The sequence below is a fragment of the Psychromonas sp. L1A2 genome (assembly GCF_009828855.1).
Classification (GTDB): Bacteria; Pseudomonadota; Gammaproteobacteria; order Enterobacterales; family Psychromonadaceae; genus Psychromonas.
Map to the genome: position 1 here is coordinate 1,681,673 of NZ_WUAG01000001.1, position 18,200 is coordinate 1,699,872.

General features: G+C 36.7%; 15 protein-coding genes. 4 read left to right on the plus strand and 11 right to left on the minus strand.

Annotation, left to right across the window (positions count from 1 at the left end):
* Positions 1-305: 305 nt before the first annotated feature.
* Positions 306-485, plus strand: coding sequence for a hypothetical protein (locus GQR59_RS07265; protein WP_160061321.1), 180 nt, complete (start codon positions 306-308; stop codon positions 483-485).
* 222 nt (positions 486-707) lie between these two features.
* Here GQR59_RS07265 and GQR59_RS07270 read toward each other — a convergent pair whose 3' ends face one another.
* The 10 genes from GQR59_RS07270 to GQR59_RS07315 form a co-directional block, all read right to left on the minus strand.
* A complete protein-coding gene (locus tag GQR59_RS07270; RefSeq protein WP_160061322.1) occupies positions 708-1,346 on the minus strand; it encodes a LysE family translocator in 639 nt (212 codons plus the stop codon).
* Between the two features lie 462 nt (positions 1,347-1,808).
* Complete coding sequence (locus GQR59_RS07275; protein WP_025564785.1) at positions 1,809-2,267, minus strand: GNAT family N-acetyltransferase; 459 nt, start codon at positions 2,265-2,267, stop codon at positions 1,809-1,811.
* Positions 2,268-2,680: 413 nt separating this feature from the next.
* Complete coding sequence (locus GQR59_RS07280; protein ID WP_160061323.1) at positions 2,681-3,586, minus strand: bacteriophage abortive infection AbiH family protein; 906 nt, start codon at positions 3,584-3,586, stop codon at positions 2,681-2,683.
* 262 nt (positions 3,587-3,848) lie between these two features.
* Positions 3,849-4,538: a DUF4145 domain-containing protein gene (locus GQR59_RS07285; protein WP_160061324.1), complete on the minus strand. Its 690-nt coding sequence runs from the start codon at positions 4,536-4,538 to the stop codon at positions 3,849-3,851.
* 455 nt (positions 4,539-4,993) lie between these two features.
* On the minus strand, positions 4,994-5,416 hold the full coding sequence (locus tag GQR59_RS07290) for a hypothetical protein (RefSeq protein ID WP_160061325.1): 423 nt from the start codon (positions 5,414-5,416) through the stop codon (positions 4,994-4,996).
* Between the two features lie 110 nt (positions 5,417-5,526).
* Positions 5,527-6,900 (minus strand): Shedu anti-phage system protein SduA domain-containing protein, encoded by a 1,374-nt coding sequence (locus GQR59_RS07295; protein WP_160061326.1) that lies wholly within the window; start codon positions 6,898-6,900, stop codon positions 5,527-5,529.
* 656 nt (positions 6,901-7,556) lie between these two features.
* Positions 7,557-8,684, minus strand: a complete 1,128-nt coding sequence (gene nspC, locus GQR59_RS07300; RefSeq protein ID WP_160061327.1) for a carboxynorspermidine decarboxylase — start codon at positions 8,682-8,684, stop codon at positions 7,557-7,559.
* Positions 8,685-8,890: 206 nt separating this feature from the next.
* Positions 8,891-10,111, minus strand: coding sequence for a carboxynorspermidine synthase (locus GQR59_RS07305; protein ID WP_160061328.1), 1,221 nt, complete (start codon positions 10,109-10,111; stop codon positions 8,891-8,893).
* Positions 10,112-10,219: 108 nt separating this feature from the next.
* Positions 10,220-11,698, minus strand: a complete 1,479-nt coding sequence (locus GQR59_RS07310) for a pyridoxal phosphate-dependent decarboxylase family protein (RefSeq protein ID WP_160061329.1) — start codon at positions 11,696-11,698, stop codon at positions 10,220-10,222.
* Positions 11,698-13,110 carry a diaminobutyrate--2-oxoglutarate transaminase family protein gene (locus tag GQR59_RS07315; protein WP_160061330.1) on the minus strand — a complete coding sequence of 471 codons (1,413 nt, stop codon included), beginning with the start codon at positions 13,108-13,110 and terminating at the stop codon, positions 11,698-11,700. Before GQR59_RS07315 ends, GQR59_RS07310 begins: the two co-directional genes overlap by 1 nt.
* Positions 13,111-13,706: 596 nt before the next feature.
* On the opposite strand from GQR59_RS07315, the gene GQR59_RS07320 reads away from it, so the two are divergent.
* From GQR59_RS07320 to GQR59_RS07330, 3 genes are read left to right on the plus strand one after another with little or no spacing between them, the layout of a single operon-like run.
* Positions 13,707-14,432 carry a response regulator gene (locus GQR59_RS07320; RefSeq protein WP_160061331.1) on the plus strand — a complete coding sequence of 242 codons (726 nt, stop codon included), beginning with the start codon at positions 13,707-13,709 and terminating at the stop codon, positions 14,430-14,432.
* 58 nt (positions 14,433-14,490) lie between these two features.
* Positions 14,491-15,921 carry an ATP-binding protein gene (locus GQR59_RS07325; RefSeq protein ID WP_160061332.1) on the plus strand — a complete coding sequence of 477 codons (1,431 nt, stop codon included), beginning with the start codon at positions 14,491-14,493 and terminating at the stop codon, positions 15,919-15,921.
* Positions 15,922-15,959: 38 nt separating this feature from the next.
* Positions 15,960-17,225, plus strand: coding sequence for an ABC transporter substrate-binding protein (locus GQR59_RS07330; RefSeq protein ID WP_236546682.1), 1,266 nt, complete (start codon positions 15,960-15,962; stop codon positions 17,223-17,225).
* 227 nt (positions 17,226-17,452) lie between these two features.
* Here GQR59_RS07330 and GQR59_RS07335 read toward each other — a convergent pair whose 3' ends face one another.
* On the minus strand, positions 17,453-17,974 hold the full coding sequence (locus tag GQR59_RS07335; protein WP_160061334.1) for an aggregation factor core: 522 nt from the start codon (positions 17,972-17,974) through the stop codon (positions 17,453-17,455).
* Positions 17,975-18,200 lie beyond the last annotated feature (226 nt).

Here is an 18,200-nt window from a genome sequence, read left to right on the forward strand (position 1 = left end):
TACTCGACATCCATGTCTCGAAATGAGCTAGCAACGGCAAAGGGTACGCAGAGCTTAACCCGCTCATTGCACTATGCTGTCGCATAATTCGCTCCATGCCTTAAGCTTGCTGAAGTCAGTAATTGATTCAGAAAAAACTCAACGGGAGAGTTGTCGCAGCCACGTTGAGTTTCGCGTTGTATTGTTAACTAATTGATAAGGGTGGGCTTATAAAGTGGCTGTCCAACACTTAATCAGGTAGAACTAAATTAAGCTCATCAAAAATAGCAAGTTGTTATCAAATTGATAGAGCTTGGGATACCGATGTGTATTGGACTCGTATGGACATTATGCCTGACGTCTGTGATGGAAATTTAAAAGTATTAGTAGGTGTAGATAAAAAACAAAATTGGGAAGTTATGACTTTAAGCTTAGAAACAGGTAAAGAACTCTCTAGTAAAAAAGTGATTAAACCTGAACTAGGGGCAGCTGTCTGTCAGTTGTAACAAAGTAAATAAAAGTACTAGACCCATAAAATTTGACGACTGATATTTTCAGCTCTATCTTTTTCGCATGCCAAGAGGTCATTTTTATAAAAAGTATCGGACACCCACTAGTTCATCGCAATAAAATCAAAGCTTTAGGATGTTAAATCGATGAGTGTCCAGCACTTTGGTGTCCGGAAGGGTGGTGTGGGGGCTGGAGGTTAGATACCTCCGGCTACCCGATTAACCGTTTTTCATGAAAGCTAGTTTTGAACCAAAAGCAATAAAAACGACTCCTGTAATTGAGTTTAACCACACTTTAAACTTTGCTCCACTTGTAATGCCTTTAACTTTTGAAAGCATTATAATCATCATTGAAAACCATAAAAAATTAACAATTGCATGAGTAGTAACTAGAGTATATGCACTGAGCGCTGCTTCACTTGCAGGCATAAATTGTGGAAATGCAGCTAAATAAAACATTGATACTTTGGGGTTTAATACATTGGTTAGAAAACCTTCAAAAAAGGCTATGCGCATTGAAGTGTTTTTGCTGAAGCTTTGATGAGTATTTTCAGTAGAGCTTTCAGTTTGCTTGAAAGCACCAATAATCGCTTTAATACCAATCCAAATTAAGTAAGCCGCACCTAACATTTTAAAGATAAAAAATGCTTGAGCAGATTGAACTAATAGCACAGAAATACCAAAAATTGATAGAGTGCCATGCACATAAAATGCTGCTACGAATCCCCATATATTAGCAAAACCTGCTTTCCTACCTGAAACAGGAACAGTTTTTGCTATAAGGAACCCGTTAGGTCCAGGTGAAACAACAAGTAATGTGGCTACTGCTATAAAAGTTAAAATATTATTTATATCCATATACATCTCCTATTTTAAAATGATGAACCTATAAAGACGGCTAACAGCTTTATTAACTCACAAAATGTCATTTTAACGGTGAAAAAACGACAAGAGTTAATGATTAAAATATTATTATTACTTTACGTTCATTTATCTATAAAACAAAGAGATATAGTTCACTTGTGAATTTCTAATCATCTAAAAACGTGGGATGTTGCAATATTTACGGTGGAAATACTGCAGGTGAGAGAGATATCACAAAAGTTTTGGACTGCCATTCATTGAAGTTAGTTCGAAAACCAAAGGGATCAATATAGCGATCAGTAATGCGTTTTTAGCCAGACAAGGTTTGATATCATTAAAGGATTTGTGGATTAATATTCACTATTAATCATAAGATGAACCTTCCTGTGCGGAGCCGCATGCAGGTTGGTGTGGGGGCTGGAGGTTAGATACCTCCGGCTATCCGATTAGGTGAATTTATACTTGTACCATATAGAAACAGTTTTCCAGTGGAATTTCTTCCGGATAATCAGCCATAAAAAAGCCAAGTTTTGTATAAGCTTGAATTGCACTTTTATTGTGCCCTAATACAAATAGTGAGCATGAATCAGTTTTTAACTCTGTTTTACCCAGAACACCCAACTTTTGTATTAAGTGGGAAGCGATACCTTGCCCGCGAAAATTAGGGTTAACAATTAATCGACCAAGATGACACTTATCAAGTCTTAGATAATATTGCCCAAATGCCAATAAATTTCCTTCAACCGAAACCAGAGAGAATGACTTTAGTGAATCAAGTTTTAAGTCACTCTTAAAAGAACTTAAATCAAATGGATATCTAAAACCAGGTCCAGACCAAATACTTAATTCTTCCTCGGTCGAAAACCAAGACATGATTTCAATAAAATTTGCATCAGAAGGTTGATTTAAACGCATATTCACCTAACAGCTTTATTAACTCACAAAATGTCATTTTAACGGTGGAAAAACGACAAGAGTTAATGATTAAAATATTATTATTACTTTACGTTGGTTTATCGATAAAACAAAGAGATATAGTTTGCTTGTGAATTTTTAATCATCTAAAAGCGTGGGACGTTGCAATATTTACGGTGGAAATACTGCAGGTGAGAGACATATCACAAAAATTTTGGACAGCCATTCATTGAAGTTAGTTCGAAAAATAAAGGGATCAATATAGCGATCAGTAATGCGTTTTTAGCCAGACAAGGTTTGATGTCATTAAAGGATTTGTGGATTAATATTCACTATTCATCATAAGATTAACCACCCTGTGCGGAGCCGCATGCAGGGTGGTGGCTGGAGGTTAGATACCACCGGCTACCCGATTAGAGGGCAGGAGGAAAATCTCGGATAATGGGATATGCTCTACCTAGCTTTTTAGATGAAAGTGAGCATAATTTATTGTTAGGAACACCAATACTCAGTAATTTATAATGTGTATCTGAAACACCATTATTTTCTTCTCCTCTATGGTTCCAATTCCTCCACAATGCATCTGGATATGCATTTAAAATACACTTGAAATATGGAACATCGATCTCATTAATAGAGTGACCAAGCACAATAATCTTTTTAACATCACCATATTTCTCAAGGTGTTCCCTATGCTTTTCGAGTATTTCATTAACAGGCTTATGAAATCTATCGGTTACAGATGCGAGGGTTTGATATGACTCCTCAAACCAAGGCTGATTAGTATTTGATTCCATAGATGAGGATTTATTACCATTCCCTATACCATGTCCAAATATCACGTTAAATCTAGCTTTACCATGAATATGCAGGACATCTTCATCTGGTACTGAATACACATCTTGAAGAGTAGATGTATAATTAAAGTTTATAAATTTAAACCCTGTAGGGAAGTCCATAAACTTAATAGCTTGCTTTACATCTATTCCTCTAATCCAAGTTCTAAATGCACTTTGTATATCGTCTACTAACTCATCTGTTTTTTGGGATATTTCGTCATTATAGCCGTTCACGTATTTAGATGACTCTATCATGTCATCCATGCTTGGTTCACATGCAGAACTCTCTCTGAAGTTATCCTCCTCAAATAGTCCTAAATTTTCTTCGAAATTTGACCATTCTTGATCATCAAAAAAGTCTGAAAAATGTACAAAGTAATCATCGAGTTGATCATTATATTGCTTGTGAAAATACCAATAACTTGTAGGTAAACTGTTTTGTATATCAAATCCATTACCGACGATAACTAAAGTTGTCAATCTAAGCTCTCTATATATTAAACAAAGTAAATCAAAAAAATTTAGGTATGTGGGGAATCACTCAATATATTGCCCTCTAACGCTGTTTTAGTTCCGTTTTAAATGCCTTGTTAACTTTACTTACAATGCAAAAGTGCTGGATACCCATCTATTTTTAATCCTAAGGCTTTGATTTTGTTGCGATGAACTATTGGATGTCCAATACTTTTCTACAAGATACCTCCGGCTCCCGATTATGCAGCAACAACTCGGTATATTAAAATTAAACACCTGCGATATGTGATTCAAGATCTTTAATATTGGTAGGTAATTCATAAATATATTCGAAAAGGTATTCCAATAGATCTATCATGGCTTTTGCTACTTCTTCATTTGGCTCTTTACTCTCATCAAAATGTGCACCTAAATTTCCACCTTTTCTGATAAGGTGTGCCAAATTGTTTAGGGGCTCGACCCAATCTACAGAGCCTTTAGCGGCTTCAATTGCACTTGCTAAATTCTTTTTTCGTTCGCCTTCAGGAAGTAAATAATAAAATATCCCCTCTAGTGTTCTCCTACAGCCTACGGCTGTAGCTATATAGTTTTTTGAATTATAGGAAACTAGTGAAGACTCATATGCAATTTGTAATTGCTCAGGAATATATTTTGTATAGTCTTTTTTTGCACGTATTGAGCTCATTTCTGGGTACATATAAAGGTTATCTAAATCTGTAACCTCATCGGCTTTTGATTTAGGCCCCATACAGTAAAAATTTGCATCATGGTCACAAGAAGGACAAGGCGAAGAAAAATTGAAAGCCTTACGAAATTGCATGTCATTAACAGGGTTTTCCAATTTAAAAATTACTTGTTCTGAGCATTCAGGACAATGTGTTTTGATTGAAAACGGCAAATAATATTGATTTCCATACCAATGCCACCTTTTAACTGAGCTTAATGATAATTTTTGCACGATAGTTCCTTTGATGCATAACAGCTTTATTAACTCACAAAATGTCATTTTAACGTTGAAAAAGCGACAAGAGTTAATGATTAAAAATATTATTATTACTTTACGTTGATTCATCTATAAAACAAAGAGATATAGTTCACTTGTGAATTTCTAATCATCTAAAAGCGTGGGACGTTGCAATATTTACGGTGGAAACACTGCAGATGAGAGACATATCCTGCAGGTGATAGGCATATCACAAAAGCTTTGGACAGACATTCATTGAAGTTAGTTCGAAAAATAAAGGGATCAATATAGCGATCAGTAATGCATTTTTAGCCAGACAAGGTTTGATATCATTAAAGGATTTGTGGATTCATATTTACTACTCATCATAAGATGAACCGCCCTGTGCGGAGCCGCATGCAGGGTGGTGTGGGGGCTGGAGGTTAGATACCTCCGGCTACCCGATTATATCAGACCGTTACGGCAGGCGATTTTGCTAGAAAATCATCAAACTCTTTCTCAAATTCACTTTGTAATGACTTAAAGCCAAAAGCAAAATTACCATTTTTTTTCAAAAAGTCTGAAAACCATTTTTGCTTAGTTTTTGATAACACGATTGGAGGGTTAAACACTTTAATAGATCCTTCCTCACCAAACATTTCTAGGTGTTTATCAGAAACATCAACGTCAGCAACTTCGAAAGTATATGCGATATAGTAATCGCTTGAATTTGGATCGGTACGGTGAATTAACCAGACTCTTCCACCATTTTCCCAAGCATCAACTACGATTGACTCTTTCATGCTATTAAGCTTCGTAAATACATATGGCTGAGGATTAGAAAGTGGGTTTCCCTCTTCCCAACTTTTATGGTACTGAATAAAGTGTTTCATGAATTTCCTATTTTGATATAACGCTTTGCTAAGCGCGCAAAAAATTGTTGGCTAAAATTAGCGAGGAACGAGCAAAAAGCCAACTGTTTTTTGTCCGTTTAAGCAACTTGTTAGATGCCATGAGGCGACAAACCTGTCAGCACCGTATATGCAGTGCATGCTCTATCAAATAAGTCATCATATGTTAAAAATTCATCGATAGTATACTGTTGAATTATCATCTCTTTATACCGATTAATATCTGCGACATTATTGAAACTGGATTGAGTCGAACGACTCATGATCAGACTTGTTTGGCACTTAGTATGTATACCGGGGTAGCGTGTTTTTATTTGATTATAATGTTCTCTAATATAATGAACCCACTCAGCTGTTTGAAAAGCAGCTTGACCAACTTCTGCTCTAGGCTGTCCTTGTTTTGTCGCTACCTTTTTAGAAGCTCTTTCTAATTCAACTAATTTATAAGATTGGTCTGCATATATAACAATAAAGTCAGGTTCTACATAAGTTTTTCCGATTGGTGATAACTCATCTGCGGGGTAATGTAACTGTGGTTTACTTTCACAACTGCCATACACATCTAAAAGAATCGGATGCTTTTCAATTAACTTATGGAATACATCTTCAGTTTCATGAGATTGAAATAATAATACATTTTTAAAGTCGTCAATCGCTTGTTTTAATTTCCCCAAACGATTTGTATAGTTTTCTACCCATTGGTTTGTTGCCCCCATACTTATTGAGCCACCTTTATCACCATCGGGGTTAGATAGAGTCTTAGCGAAATCACGCCTTAAGTCATTTTTTACGCGTAAATTTATTATTCTTTTGTCCCAAGCTTCAAAGGATGACTGACCATAAATCTCGATATAATTGAAAAAACATCGATTGTTTAAATCTGCAGGAAAGAAACCCATTTTTTCAATTATGTAAGGCTCGCCAAAGGCAGTCGTTGTATCAGGTAAATGTGGATCTAAAACGATACCATACGCACCAAAAGTCATATGACAGATAAGGTTTTTTAAATTTGTTTTTACTTGTTTTAAGTGTAAAGAAACATTTAAATCATCGTTTACTGCAGTTTTTTGATAAGAAACATTTTTAATTTTACCTTTCCAAACTGAAGAAGGTATATGTTCTTTGGGTACAATTCTGTATATACCAATAGGTTTTCCTGTCAAACCATTATCGTCGATAAACTTTGTAACTTCCTTTGGCGTTTTTGTGGGTTCCAGATCAACTTTAAAAGCTGGTCCACCTGCAATATACCATTGATGTTCAGGCTCATTCGCAACCTCATTAATCACAACACCATCTTCTGCAAGGATCACTTCAAATGCTTCTGAATTCAAAAATGGGGAAATTGAATGCCTGGGATAACCAGCGCCTTTAGGAGGTAAAGAAGTGAAATTATCGTATGTTTCTCTATATTTTGAAATATACTCGAAAATAAAATCCCGGAGTTTATCGATTTCAATGCTCATAACTTCCCTTTGGCATCTAACAGTGTAACTAAGCCGAATTATTCCGTATTTACGGTGGAAATACGGAATAGTTTAATTTGATAAATTAGAGGTTACTTTAGTGCAATAAAACATTAAATCAATAATTTAAATAAAAACATAAAACCTTTCTCATGTGGAAAGGCGGAAAAATTCTGTATTTACCGCAGAAACACGGAATTGAGTTTTCTGTAGATAATAAAATATTACTCAACGCGGCTATAACTCTCCACCGTTGAGCTTTCCCAAGCAATGAATACCTTTCTGCAACAGCAAACAGGACGTTTGCTGTAAGTTCATCCGGCACAGGGAAGTGCCGTATGAACTGGTGCGTTAAGAAAGGTATTTATTGATTGGATTAGAAAGCGATTCGGTGTCAGTTTCTTTGCCTACTTTCTTTTCTGATAAAAGAAAGTAGAGTCGCCGACAGGGCGAAAATACTGCAATTAATAATCTAAATGCCACAACGAGCGAAGACGAGTTAAAGGGCAATCAAATCAGTAAATAATATCGTAGAAATATGAATTCCCACGCGGAGCATGGGAACTAGGAGATCCCCACTCAGACCATGGGGACTAGAAACGCTGGAGTACAGGAACTAAAAAGCAGCACCATTCCTGCGCTGAATTTCTATCTCATTATCTCCCTAATGTGTTTTTAAAATCCTCATACCCAAACTCATTTAATACCTCAATATCACCATTTACTCTTTCAAAATAAATACTCGGCATTTTCAAACCATTAAACCAATTCAGTTTCACCATGGTATAACCAGCACTGTCTAAAAGGTGTAGCTTTTGACCTATTTGTAACGGCTTTTCAAATTGTGTTTCACAGAACTGATCCCCCGCTAAACATGAACATGAACCAATCACATAGTTATGTTCAGCGCCTTCAGTGGCTTCTTTAATAGAGGCTGGTTCATCATAGATAAGCGTATCTAAACGATGGGCTTCAGTGGCACTATCAACGATTGCCGTTTGTTTATCATTTTCAACGATATCAATTACGCTAACCACTAAATCTGCAGTGCGTGTAATGATTGCTTCACCGGGTTCTAAATAAACTTGCAGGTTATGTTTTTCAGCGAACGCTTTTAAGGCTAACCCTAGCTTTTCAATAGGGTAGTTTGGATAAGTAAAAAAGATACCACCGCCTAAACTAAGCCAAGTTAATTGATCAAGGTATTCAGTGAAGGTCGTTGATATATGGTCCAGTACTCGAATAAACGCATCGACATCTTTGTTTTCACAGTTCATGTGAAACATAAAACCATCGACTTTATTAAGAACTTCTAAGCTTAAAAGATCTTGTTTAACACCTAAACGAGAATAAGCACGAGCTGGATTGGCTAAGTCTTGCCCTGCAACGCTCATCTCAGGGTTGATGCGTAAACCTAATGAAGCACTGTCTTTACAGTTATCGTAATGTGCTTCAAGCTGTGAAAGAGAGTTAAAGATGATTTTATCTGAAAGGGGCTTAACTGCTTCAATATCTGCATTGGAATAACCCACGCTGTAGGCATGCGTTTCACCACCAAACTTTTCATGCCCTAATCGTACTTCATAAGGCCCTGAGCTTGTTGTACCGTCTAAATAAGGTTTGATGGTATTGAATGTTCCCCAAGTTGAAAAACACTTTAAAGCGAGCACTAATTTAGCGCCTGAAATCTCTTTCAACTGTTTCGCTTTTTCTAGATTATTAATCAAAGCTTTTTCGTTGATCATAAAGTAGGGCGTATTAAGATTTTCTTTTTGTAATGACATGTTAGTTACTCGGTTCTAATTTTTATATATAGATTTTATATCTATATGTTTTATATATAGTTTTATATGTATAGGTTTCTATAAATAGGTTCTGAGATATAGGACCTTATGTATAGATTTTGCGTTATAAACGCTAAGACATAAAGACTATAAACAAAAAAGGCGAAGCCATTAGCTTCGCCTCAAAATGATGTTATTGCTAAAAACTATTCAACATCAAGTTCCATGACTTCCCAACTAAGTCCTATTTTAGGCATTAATGCTAAGAAGTGGTCTGGGTTTAGTTGTTCAACGTTGTATAAGCCTTTGTCACTCCATTTACCTTGAAAGTAAAGTAATGCAGCAGTGATCGCAGGTACACCGGTTGTGTACGAAATTGCTTGATGCTCTACTTCATTGTATGACTCTTTATGGTCACAAATGTTGTAGATAAAGATACTTTTAGCGACACCGTCTTTTTTACCGCGTAACCAAGTACCGATACACGTTTTGCCCGTGTAGCCAGGTGCTAAAGAAGTTGGGTCTGGCAAAATAGCTTTCAATACTTTAAGCGGTTCAACGGTAATACCATCGCAGGTTGTTACAGGTTTGGTATCTAACAAGCCGATAGTACGCATTACGTTGAAGAAGTTTAAGTAACTGTCTGAAAAGCCCATCCAAAACTCAATACGTTTAGCAGGAATAAACTCAGCCATTGAACGTACTTCATCATGTGCCATCGAATATACTTTTTGCTTACCGACGACAGGGAAATCAAACTCCATCATACGGCTATGACAAGGAACTTGATTCCATTCACCGTTTTCATAATAGAAAGAGTCACCTTGAATTTCTAACATATTGGTTTCAGGGTCAAAATTAGTGGCAAACTTTTGACCGTGATCGCCGGCATTCACATCCATTACATCGATACTATCGATCTCATCGAATAGATGTTTATGAGCATAAGTAGCAAATACGCTGACGACACCTGGATCAAAACCTGCGCCTAAAATACCCGTGATACCGGCTTCTTTAAAGCGGTCTGCAAAAGCCCATTGTGGATCGTATGCTTCAGGTACTTGTTGTCCTGGACTACAAAGGTCAGTAGCAACTGATGTATCTAGGTAAGCTGTTTTCGTTTGCACGCAAGCTTCCATAATGGCAACGTTCACCCATGGAGGGCCTGCATTAATCACCAAGTCAGGTTGTACTTGTTTAATGAGTGCGACTAGCGCGTCGATATCGTCGGCATTGATTGTTTGTGCGGTAATCGTTTTGCTACTGTCTTTAAGGTTGTTACGACCTTTAATTGACGTAATGATTTTTTCACATTTAGAAACAGTGCGAGAAGCAATAGTAATATCACCAAACACATCATTATTTTGAGCGCATTTATGTGCGATCACCCATCCTACGCCGCCGGCGCCAATTTGTAGTACAGACATTATCAATTCCTATTCTTTAATTCTAAATTCGTATTTTTTAGCTAACTACTACTTAGTAACCTTAAGTCAGTGTTAGTAATCTCATTAGTCGTTAATTTAATTAATAGTTTAACGACTTTTAATTAATCTTAGTGCTGACTCTTCAATTTTAGCGATGAGTGAATCAAAATCACTGATGCGTAAACAAGGGTTTAATAAGGTAAATTTTAGTACTAATTGACCATCCACTTTTGTTTCTGCAATAACGGCTTCACCACTGGTTAACATCGTTAAGCGTAATTGTTGATGTAACTGATTAAACTCAGTTTCGCTTAAATCACCTTGTAATAATGGTGATAAACGGAATAATACTGTTGATAACAAGGGGGTGCAGCATAATTCAAAGTGTTTGTTCTGCTCAAACTTGCTCGCCACTTCTTGCGTGAGTAATAACAGGTAATCGTAAAACTCACCTAATTGCTTTTCACCGACTGCTTTGAGTGTCATAAACATTTTTAGTGCATCAAATCGTTTGGTTGTTGCAATACTTTTATCGACTAAGTTAGGTAATTCATCACCTTCACGATTCAAGTAATCGGCATGATGTAGTAATGTATTAAAGTTAGCTTTATTTTTGATCAGTAGGGCGCCACAGCTGATTGTTTGGTAGAAAAGCTTATGGAAGTCAACACTGACGGAGTCTGCTAATTCAATCCCTTTAAGGCGTGATTTATGTTGTTGGCTTAACTGTAATGCGGCGCCGTAAGCACCATCAACATGAGACCAACAACCTGCTGCTTTAGCAATATTAACGACAGCAGCTAAATCATCAATCGCACCGTGATCAGTGGTACCTGCCATTGCAACAACGGCAAAAGGTAATAAATCCTGTGCTTTTAAGGCATCGATAGTTAACTGTAGTTCTTGGACATCAATTTGCCCTTGAACATTAGTTTTAACTAAGACAACACTGCGTTCACCTAACCCCATTAAAGAGGCTGATTTTTGTACGGTAAAATGGCTTTTATCAGAACAAATGATACGCATTTTTTGTGCATACTCAGGTAAACCATCTTGTTGCACATCATGTTGAGAACGATTCGCCGCAAACCAATCACGCGCTAACAATAAACCCATTAAATTACTTTGCGTACCACCGCTTGTAAACACTCCGTCAGAGCGTTCACCTAGTTGATAGGTTTTACATAACCAGTCGACCATTTGCTGCTCTATGTAGGTCGCAGCTGGAGCTTGGTCCCATGAGTCCATTGACTGGTTTAACGCAGCAATAAAATGCTCCGCAACAATCGATGCAATGAGTGGCGGTGTATGTAAATGCGCAATGGTATGCGGATGTTGTACTAACAATGAATTTTTAGCGATAAGCTCATTAGTGCTTTCAATGACGTCTTGTAAAGAAGCGGGCTGAGAAAAATCCACCGCATTAATTTGTTGTTTTAATAAAGCAGGTTCAAGCCCAGAGTAGGGCTTGTCCGCATTTTTAAATAAACTGTTAATGGCTTGTTGTGTTTGTTCTGTCGCTTGCTCAAAAGCTTGGTTTTCACCAAGCTGAGCAAAGTAATGCGACCAGTTATTACCTTGAGTCATTATTTTGCATCCACCGCAATAGCAATTGCTTTCGCCATTGTTTCAGCAACAAAATTAATTTGTACTTCACTGATGATTAAAGGGGGTAAGAAACGCAATACGGCACCTTGACGTCCACCTTTCTCAATAATCAAACCTAACTCTAAAGCAGCACGTTGAATTCTAATCGCTAATTGAGGATCGGCTTCTGCTTGACCTAGTGCATTAAACTCACCTGGTTTTACAATTTCAATTCCGTTCATTAAACCGCGACCACGAACATCACCAATTTGTGGGAAATTAGTTTGAATTTGACGTAATGCTTCTCGTAACTGTTCACCGCGTTCAGCTGCATTTTGCGCTAAGTTATCACGTTGAATAATTTCTAATGTTTTTGCGCCACTTGCCATTGCTAATTGGTTACCACGGAACGTACCCGTGTGCTCACCTGCATTCCAGCAATCAAATTTTTCATTGTATAAAATAACTGACATCGGCATACCGCCACCAATTGCTTTAGACAAGATAAGAATATCTGGTTCAATGCCTGATTCTTCAAAAGCAAAGTGATCGCCACTACGTGCAATACCACATTGTACTTCATCAAAAATCAACAAAATACCGTGTTCAGTGGTGATACGACGTAACTCTTGTAGCCATTTTTTCGGTGCTGGAATCACACCGCCTTCACCTTGGATTGGTTCAACAATAATAGCAGCAGGTTTAGTAATGCCTGACTCGTCATCACATAACACAGATTCAATATAACGAATGCTTTGCTTAGCGCCTTCTTCGCCACCTAAACCAAATTTACAACGGAAATCGTATGGGAATGGCATAAAGTGCACATCAGACATCAAGCCTGTGCGACGGCTTTTAGAGCCAAGGTTACCAGTAAGCGCTAACGCACCATTGGTCATACCGTGATAAGCACCGTGGAAAGACATCATGGTATTACGTTTAGTGTATAACTTAGCTAATTTAATTGATGCTTCAACTGCATCTGCGCCCGATGGGCCACAAAATTGGATTCGAGCTGTTTTTGCAAAGTTAGCTGGTAAAAACTGCATCACTGCTTTGATGAATGCGTCTTTACTTGGCGTTGTTAGATCTAATGTTTGGTAAGGGACACCAGTATTAATTTGGTTAATTAACACTTGGTTAATCTCACTGTGGTTATAACCCAACGGTAAAGCGCCAGCACAAGCTAGACAATCAAGGTAAACTTGTCCTTTTGTATCTTCAATGATAGCACCACGACCACTTTTGATAGCAATCGGTAAGCGACGAGGGTACGAACGCACTTCAGATTCATAATGCTCTTGACTGAGTAACACTTCATCAGGTGTTAAGTCATAAGGTGAAGTAATAACAGGTACTTCTGAATAGTTTTCTGCGTGACATTCTGGTGCTAAATTTAGGACGTTTGGCATTTTACGCTCCGCTAAATTGGAATAAATAAAGTACATCATCCTATTTATAAAATATAAATAGAATCGATAAATAAGGGTTAGCAATAATTGTAATTACAAGTAATCGTTAGTGAACTAGGGCTAGATGAATTGGTTAATTCAAGGTTCTACCGCACGTTCTCGACACTGTATTAAATACTGATCTTGGGGAGTAAAATAACGCTTTAGAGGTTTAGATGAATCAATGTAAGTGTGTTGCATTGTAATAAGCCTCCGTAATAATAAGTCGTTATAATAAAATAGGTTGAATTGGAAAACGCGCGCATTTTATCATCGTTTATAGTGAGTGCAAGCTTAAAAAGCAGCTTTATTTAAATTAAACCAACAGGAATAGTTAACTATATGATAGGTAAGTTGTTATTGATTTAATTGTTTGAATATTAATCTGAGTGCTTATTGTTTTAATGACACTATTTTATGATGGTTTTGAGTGCTGACTCGATACTTGAGCACAAAATTACAATCAATAATGTTCGCTATAACTTATTTGCTTTAAAATAAGCAGACTAAAGCAAATATTTTTAAATGGTTAACTTTCAAGTAATAAGCGAGTAAATGTGGACAATACAAAGCAAATATTAGTGGTTGATGATGATAAATCGATACGTGAATTATTATCTGAATATTTAGCTAAAGCAGGCTTTTCTATTATTTCTGCCGAAGACGGTATTGAGATGACTCTCAAATTAAAAGACAACCAACCAGATTTGATTATTTTAGATGTGATGATGCCTGGTGACGATGGCTTTACCTTATGCCAACGCATTCGCCAAACCTCTAATGTGCCTATTATTATGTTAACTGCAAACTCAGATGAAGTAGACCGAGTATTAGGCCTTGAGATTGGTGCAGACGATTACATTGCTAAACCTTTTAGCCCACGTGAATTACTGGCTCGTATTAAAGCTTTATTACGCAGAAGTAGTTTCATTAAAGATGAATCTAAATCGACTAATCCTCGTTATATTAAGTTTGCGCAATGGAAGTTAGATACACTTCAACATAAATTAGTGAGCGAGATGGGAGAGACGTTAACCTTGACGGGCGCCGACTATCAATTATTAATGCTATTTTTAAATAGTCCTTATCAAGCTATTTCCAGAGATGAAATATGCCAAGCGTTACATGGTCGGGATGCTTTTGCTAACGAGCGTGGAATAGATGTTCACTTAAGTCGTTTACGTCAGAGCTTAGGGGATAACGCGAAATTACCTCAAATTATTAAAACGGTGCGTGGTGCTGGGTATATATTCATTGCTGAAGTACAGCATCTTACTCAATAAAATAATGAGTTACTTGTTAATTAGGTGACCGATGATTATAAAGTAGGTATTGTAAAATATGGCATATATTAGAAAGCTGTTTGGTTCATTAATCTCGCGAATGCTATTACTGACTATTGTGTCCGTTGTATTAGCACAGAGTATCACCAGCATTTTTTGGGTAACGCAGATTGCAGATAGTGAGAAAAATGTCGTATTAACTAATGCTGAAAATTTAGCAAATAGTGCGGTGAGTACGATTTCATTTTTTCAAAAACTACCTAATACTTATCGACATCTTGTGTTAGAGCAGCTACGAGATTTAGGCGGTTCACGATTTTTTGTATCGCTTAATAAACAAATGGTTGATATTAATCCGATTAACGATAGTGAATTAAAACAACAAGTACTGACTGATATAAAAAGTATCGTCTATAAAAAACTAGGTGATCATAGAACACTCTTATTAGAGTTTTCAAGCCCTGATGATTTGCATGTTATTAACAACAATATTTTGCTTAAAGATTTACCGCCATCATGGGGAGCTTATAACTTAATTATCCCCTCTGTGAGTTCACCTATTTTAGTATTACAAATGGAACTCGCCCAAGATGAATGGTTGTACTTGGCAGCCGTATTACCGCCACCCTATTTACTCGATGACTTACCTGTTATTTCGACACAACAGTTTGTATCTATCATTTTTACTACATTGATTTTATTGGTATTGATTTATATCGCATTTCATTGGCAAACCAAACCATTAAAGAATTTAGCATCCGCGGTAGGGGAGTTTAGTATCGATTTCACTAAGCCCCCTTTACAAGAGAAAGGAGCAACGGAAATTGTGGCCGCCACGCGTGCTTTTAACCACATGCAACAAAAGCTACAAAGTTATATTAAAGATAGAGAAGTACTGTTTCGTTCAGTTTCTCACGATTTAAAAACACCGATCACTCGCCTTCGACTTCGTTCTGAACTGTTAGATGATGAAAAGCAAACCGCTGCATTCAATGTCGATTTAGAAGATTTAGAGATGTTAGTTAAAGCGGCATTACAAACAGTGAAAGATACGGATATTCATGAGAACATTGCTGATATTGATATTCAAAAATTATTGTTACAAATAGTCGGTACTCAGCAAGATGTTGTGACGTTGCATATTAATACGCATAATAATTTCAGAGGAAAACCGCATGCACTTAAACGTAGTTTATCGAACCTAATTGATAATGCGGTTAAGTATGGTGAGAAAGTGGATATCTATGTTAAAGATTCAGCACAATCACTAGTGATTGTTATTAAAGATCAAGGTCCAGGGATTGCAGAGTCTGCTCTATCATCGATCTTTACACCTTATGTTAGGTTACATGATGATCAAGAAGGACACGGTTTAGGGTTGGGTATTGCGCGTAACATCATTCAGGCACATGGTGGCGATATTCATCTATTTAATCATCCAAAAGGTGGCTTAGAAGTGTGCGTGATTCTACCAAGGGCATACCGATGAGAAATAGTCTATTTTGCAAGCTTGTAAGTAAATTTTTCGTGTCTCTAAAAAAGAACACTCTATCAAGGTTAACTTTTTCTGTCTCTTGTTTATGGTTAGTTTTTTGTAGCAATGCTATCGCGTCACCTTTTGAAGTGCTGCATTGGTGGACAGAGCAAGGTGAATTAGAATCCAAACAAGTCCTCGTTAAACACTTAAAAGTGAATGATATTGAATTTGAAGACTTTGCCATTGTAGGCAGTGGCGGCGGTGGAGCGATACACGTTTTACAAATGCGAGCCTTATCAGGAAATCCACCAGAAGCGGCTCAAATTAAAGGGCCAGATATCGCTGAATGGAACAACCTAAGTATGTTAATTGGTATCAATGAATTGACCGACACTAGTGCTTGGGAACATTTTTTACCGAAAGTGGTGATTGACGATATTACTGTTGAAAAACAATATATGGCGGTACCCATCAATATACATAGAGTTAATTGGTTATGGTTGAACACTAAAATATTTAATCAATATGGCTTAGCGGCGCCGACCACGTGGAAGCAGTTTTTTTCTGTTGCGAATTTCTTAGCTTCTAAAGGAGTAAAGCCGGTGGTGTTTGGTGGGACACCTTGGCAAGATGCATTATTGTTTGAGTCGGTTGCGATATCAGAGCTTGGAGCAGAAAAGTATAAACAAGCTTTTGTAGCATTTAATCATGATGTGATCTCTTCTATTGAAATGGTTAATACTTTTAAGCTATTCAAACAACTTCATCGTTATGCAACTCCTGAGCAACAAGGGCAAGATTGGACTTGGTCTTCAAAGGCTTTTATTAATAATAAAGCAGCGATGTTGTTTATGGGAGATTGGGTCAAAGGGAGTTGGACTGCTATTGGTAAAAAAGCGATGCAAGATTATCAGTGTGTTCCAGTACCAGGTACAAAAGGGGTTTTCAGTTACAATATCGATAGCTTCGTATTATTTAAGAAAGCACATTCATCAATCGATCAGCATAGTCAAAGTATATTCGTAGAGACACTTATTTCACCGGAGTTTCAACAAGATTTTAGTCAATTAAAAGGGTCTATTCCTGCGCGTACGGACCTTGATTTATCAGCCTTTGATGAATGCTCACAATTATCTTCTACTGATTTTAAAGAAGATATCAAAGTCCCTTCTTTTACACAAAACATGGCTACAAGTAGTCATCAAAAAGCACAAATTATTCAATTGATCAGTGATTATTTTAATAGTGATTCATTAAGTGCAGAAGAGGCCGTAAAACAGTTAGGCGTGATGGTTAAAGCCTTAACTTCAAAATAAAAACACTTTGATAAGGAAATACCTAGATAAGAAAGTACCTTGATAAGGAAATGGCTAAGATATATTGATTGTGTATTTTTATTATTAAATTAATGCACAATCATTATAACTAACGATTGGTTAATGAGATTGGTATTAATAGCGGTGTAGTTTGCCCTTAATTCTGTTTAGTACTCTTATACTTTTATAGCCGTTTATTTTTAAAATTATGTCGTTTTAAATAATGATCAAGCACTGCATATAGGCATGATTACTAGTGCTTTTCCATCTAGGTCGAATGCTGCTTTTACTATTTCATCTCCATTGATCTTGATTAAGACAGAAGCATTTGCTATTTCATTGCCTGTGACACGTATATTACCCAATTCACTTGTGGTTAATGTATCGTCAACATCAATAGTGAAACTGGCAAAATCATTAGCTGCTATTGTTGTGATATCCAATGATAATTGTGTCGCGCCATCATTCACTTGTGTGTCTGTTTTAAGTGCTATTTGTCCTCTGGTTACTTCAAAAAGTTGAAATACTTCAACACCTTTTCCCGATTCCGATGTATCAAAAATTAAACGTCCTGTGCTTTGCAATAAATCGATTGTCATGGATATATCTTTTACAGCACATGTACTGGTATTTTCTATTACAAACTTATCTTTAGGTGCGCCGTCTTTAAAGCTGACTTGAATATCGGCATAGACAGTTGCTGATAGCATAGAGATAAAAAGTATTACTAATTTAATTTTAAACATCATTTTATTCCTTTAAGTGACTTTTTCCTTCAGTTACATGTATTACACACATAATACCAATCATGCTAATTAACTGATCTATTTTACTTCTTGGATTTAGATCATAAGTACATAACTTAGTGCTTTGTTATCAATTTCTTTCGTAAAGGGGGCAACCATTAAAGCATTAACCTCTTTTGCTTAATTCCTCGACCGAAGATTTACCACGTTAATCTTTGCAAGACCTCAA

Excerpts from the sequence above, each read along its gene's own strand:
- GQR59_RS07270 (WP_160061322.1), bottom strand. The coding sequence starts at position 1,346 with ATGGATATAAATAATATTTTAACTTTTATAGCAGTAGCCACATTACTT.
- GQR59_RS07275 (WP_025564785.1), bottom strand. The coding sequence starts at position 2,267 with ATGCGTTTAAATCAACCTTCTGATGCAAATTTTATTGAAATCATGTCT.
- GQR59_RS07290 (WP_160061325.1), bottom strand. The coding sequence starts at position 5,416 with ATGAAACACTTTATTCAGTACCATAAAAGTTGGGAAGAGGGAAACCCA.
- GQR59_RS07295 (WP_160061326.1), bottom strand. The coding sequence starts at position 6,900 with ATGAGCATTGAAATCGATAAACTCCGGGATTTTATTTTCGAGTATATT.
- nspC (WP_160061327.1), bottom strand. The coding sequence starts at position 8,684 with ATGTCATTACAAAAAGAAAATCTTAATACGCCCTACTTTATGATCAAC.
- GQR59_RS07305 (WP_160061328.1), bottom strand. The coding sequence starts at position 10,111 with ATGTCTGTACTACAAATTGGCGCCGGCGGCGTAGGATGGGTGATCGCA.
- GQR59_RS07310 (WP_160061329.1), bottom strand. The coding sequence starts at position 11,698 with ATGACTCAAGGTAATAACTGGTCGCATTACTTTGCTCAGCTTGGTGAA.
- GQR59_RS07315 (WP_160061330.1), bottom strand. The coding sequence starts at position 13,110 with ATGCCAAACGTCCTAAATTTAGCACCAGAATGTCACGCAGAAAACTAT.
- GQR59_RS07325 (WP_160061332.1), top strand. The coding sequence starts at position 14,491 with ATGGCATATATTAGAAAGCTGTTTGGTTCATTAATCTCGCGAATGCTA.
- GQR59_RS07335 (WP_160061334.1), bottom strand. The coding sequence starts at position 17,974 with ATGATGTTTAAAATTAAATTAGTAATACTTTTTATCTCTATGCTATCA.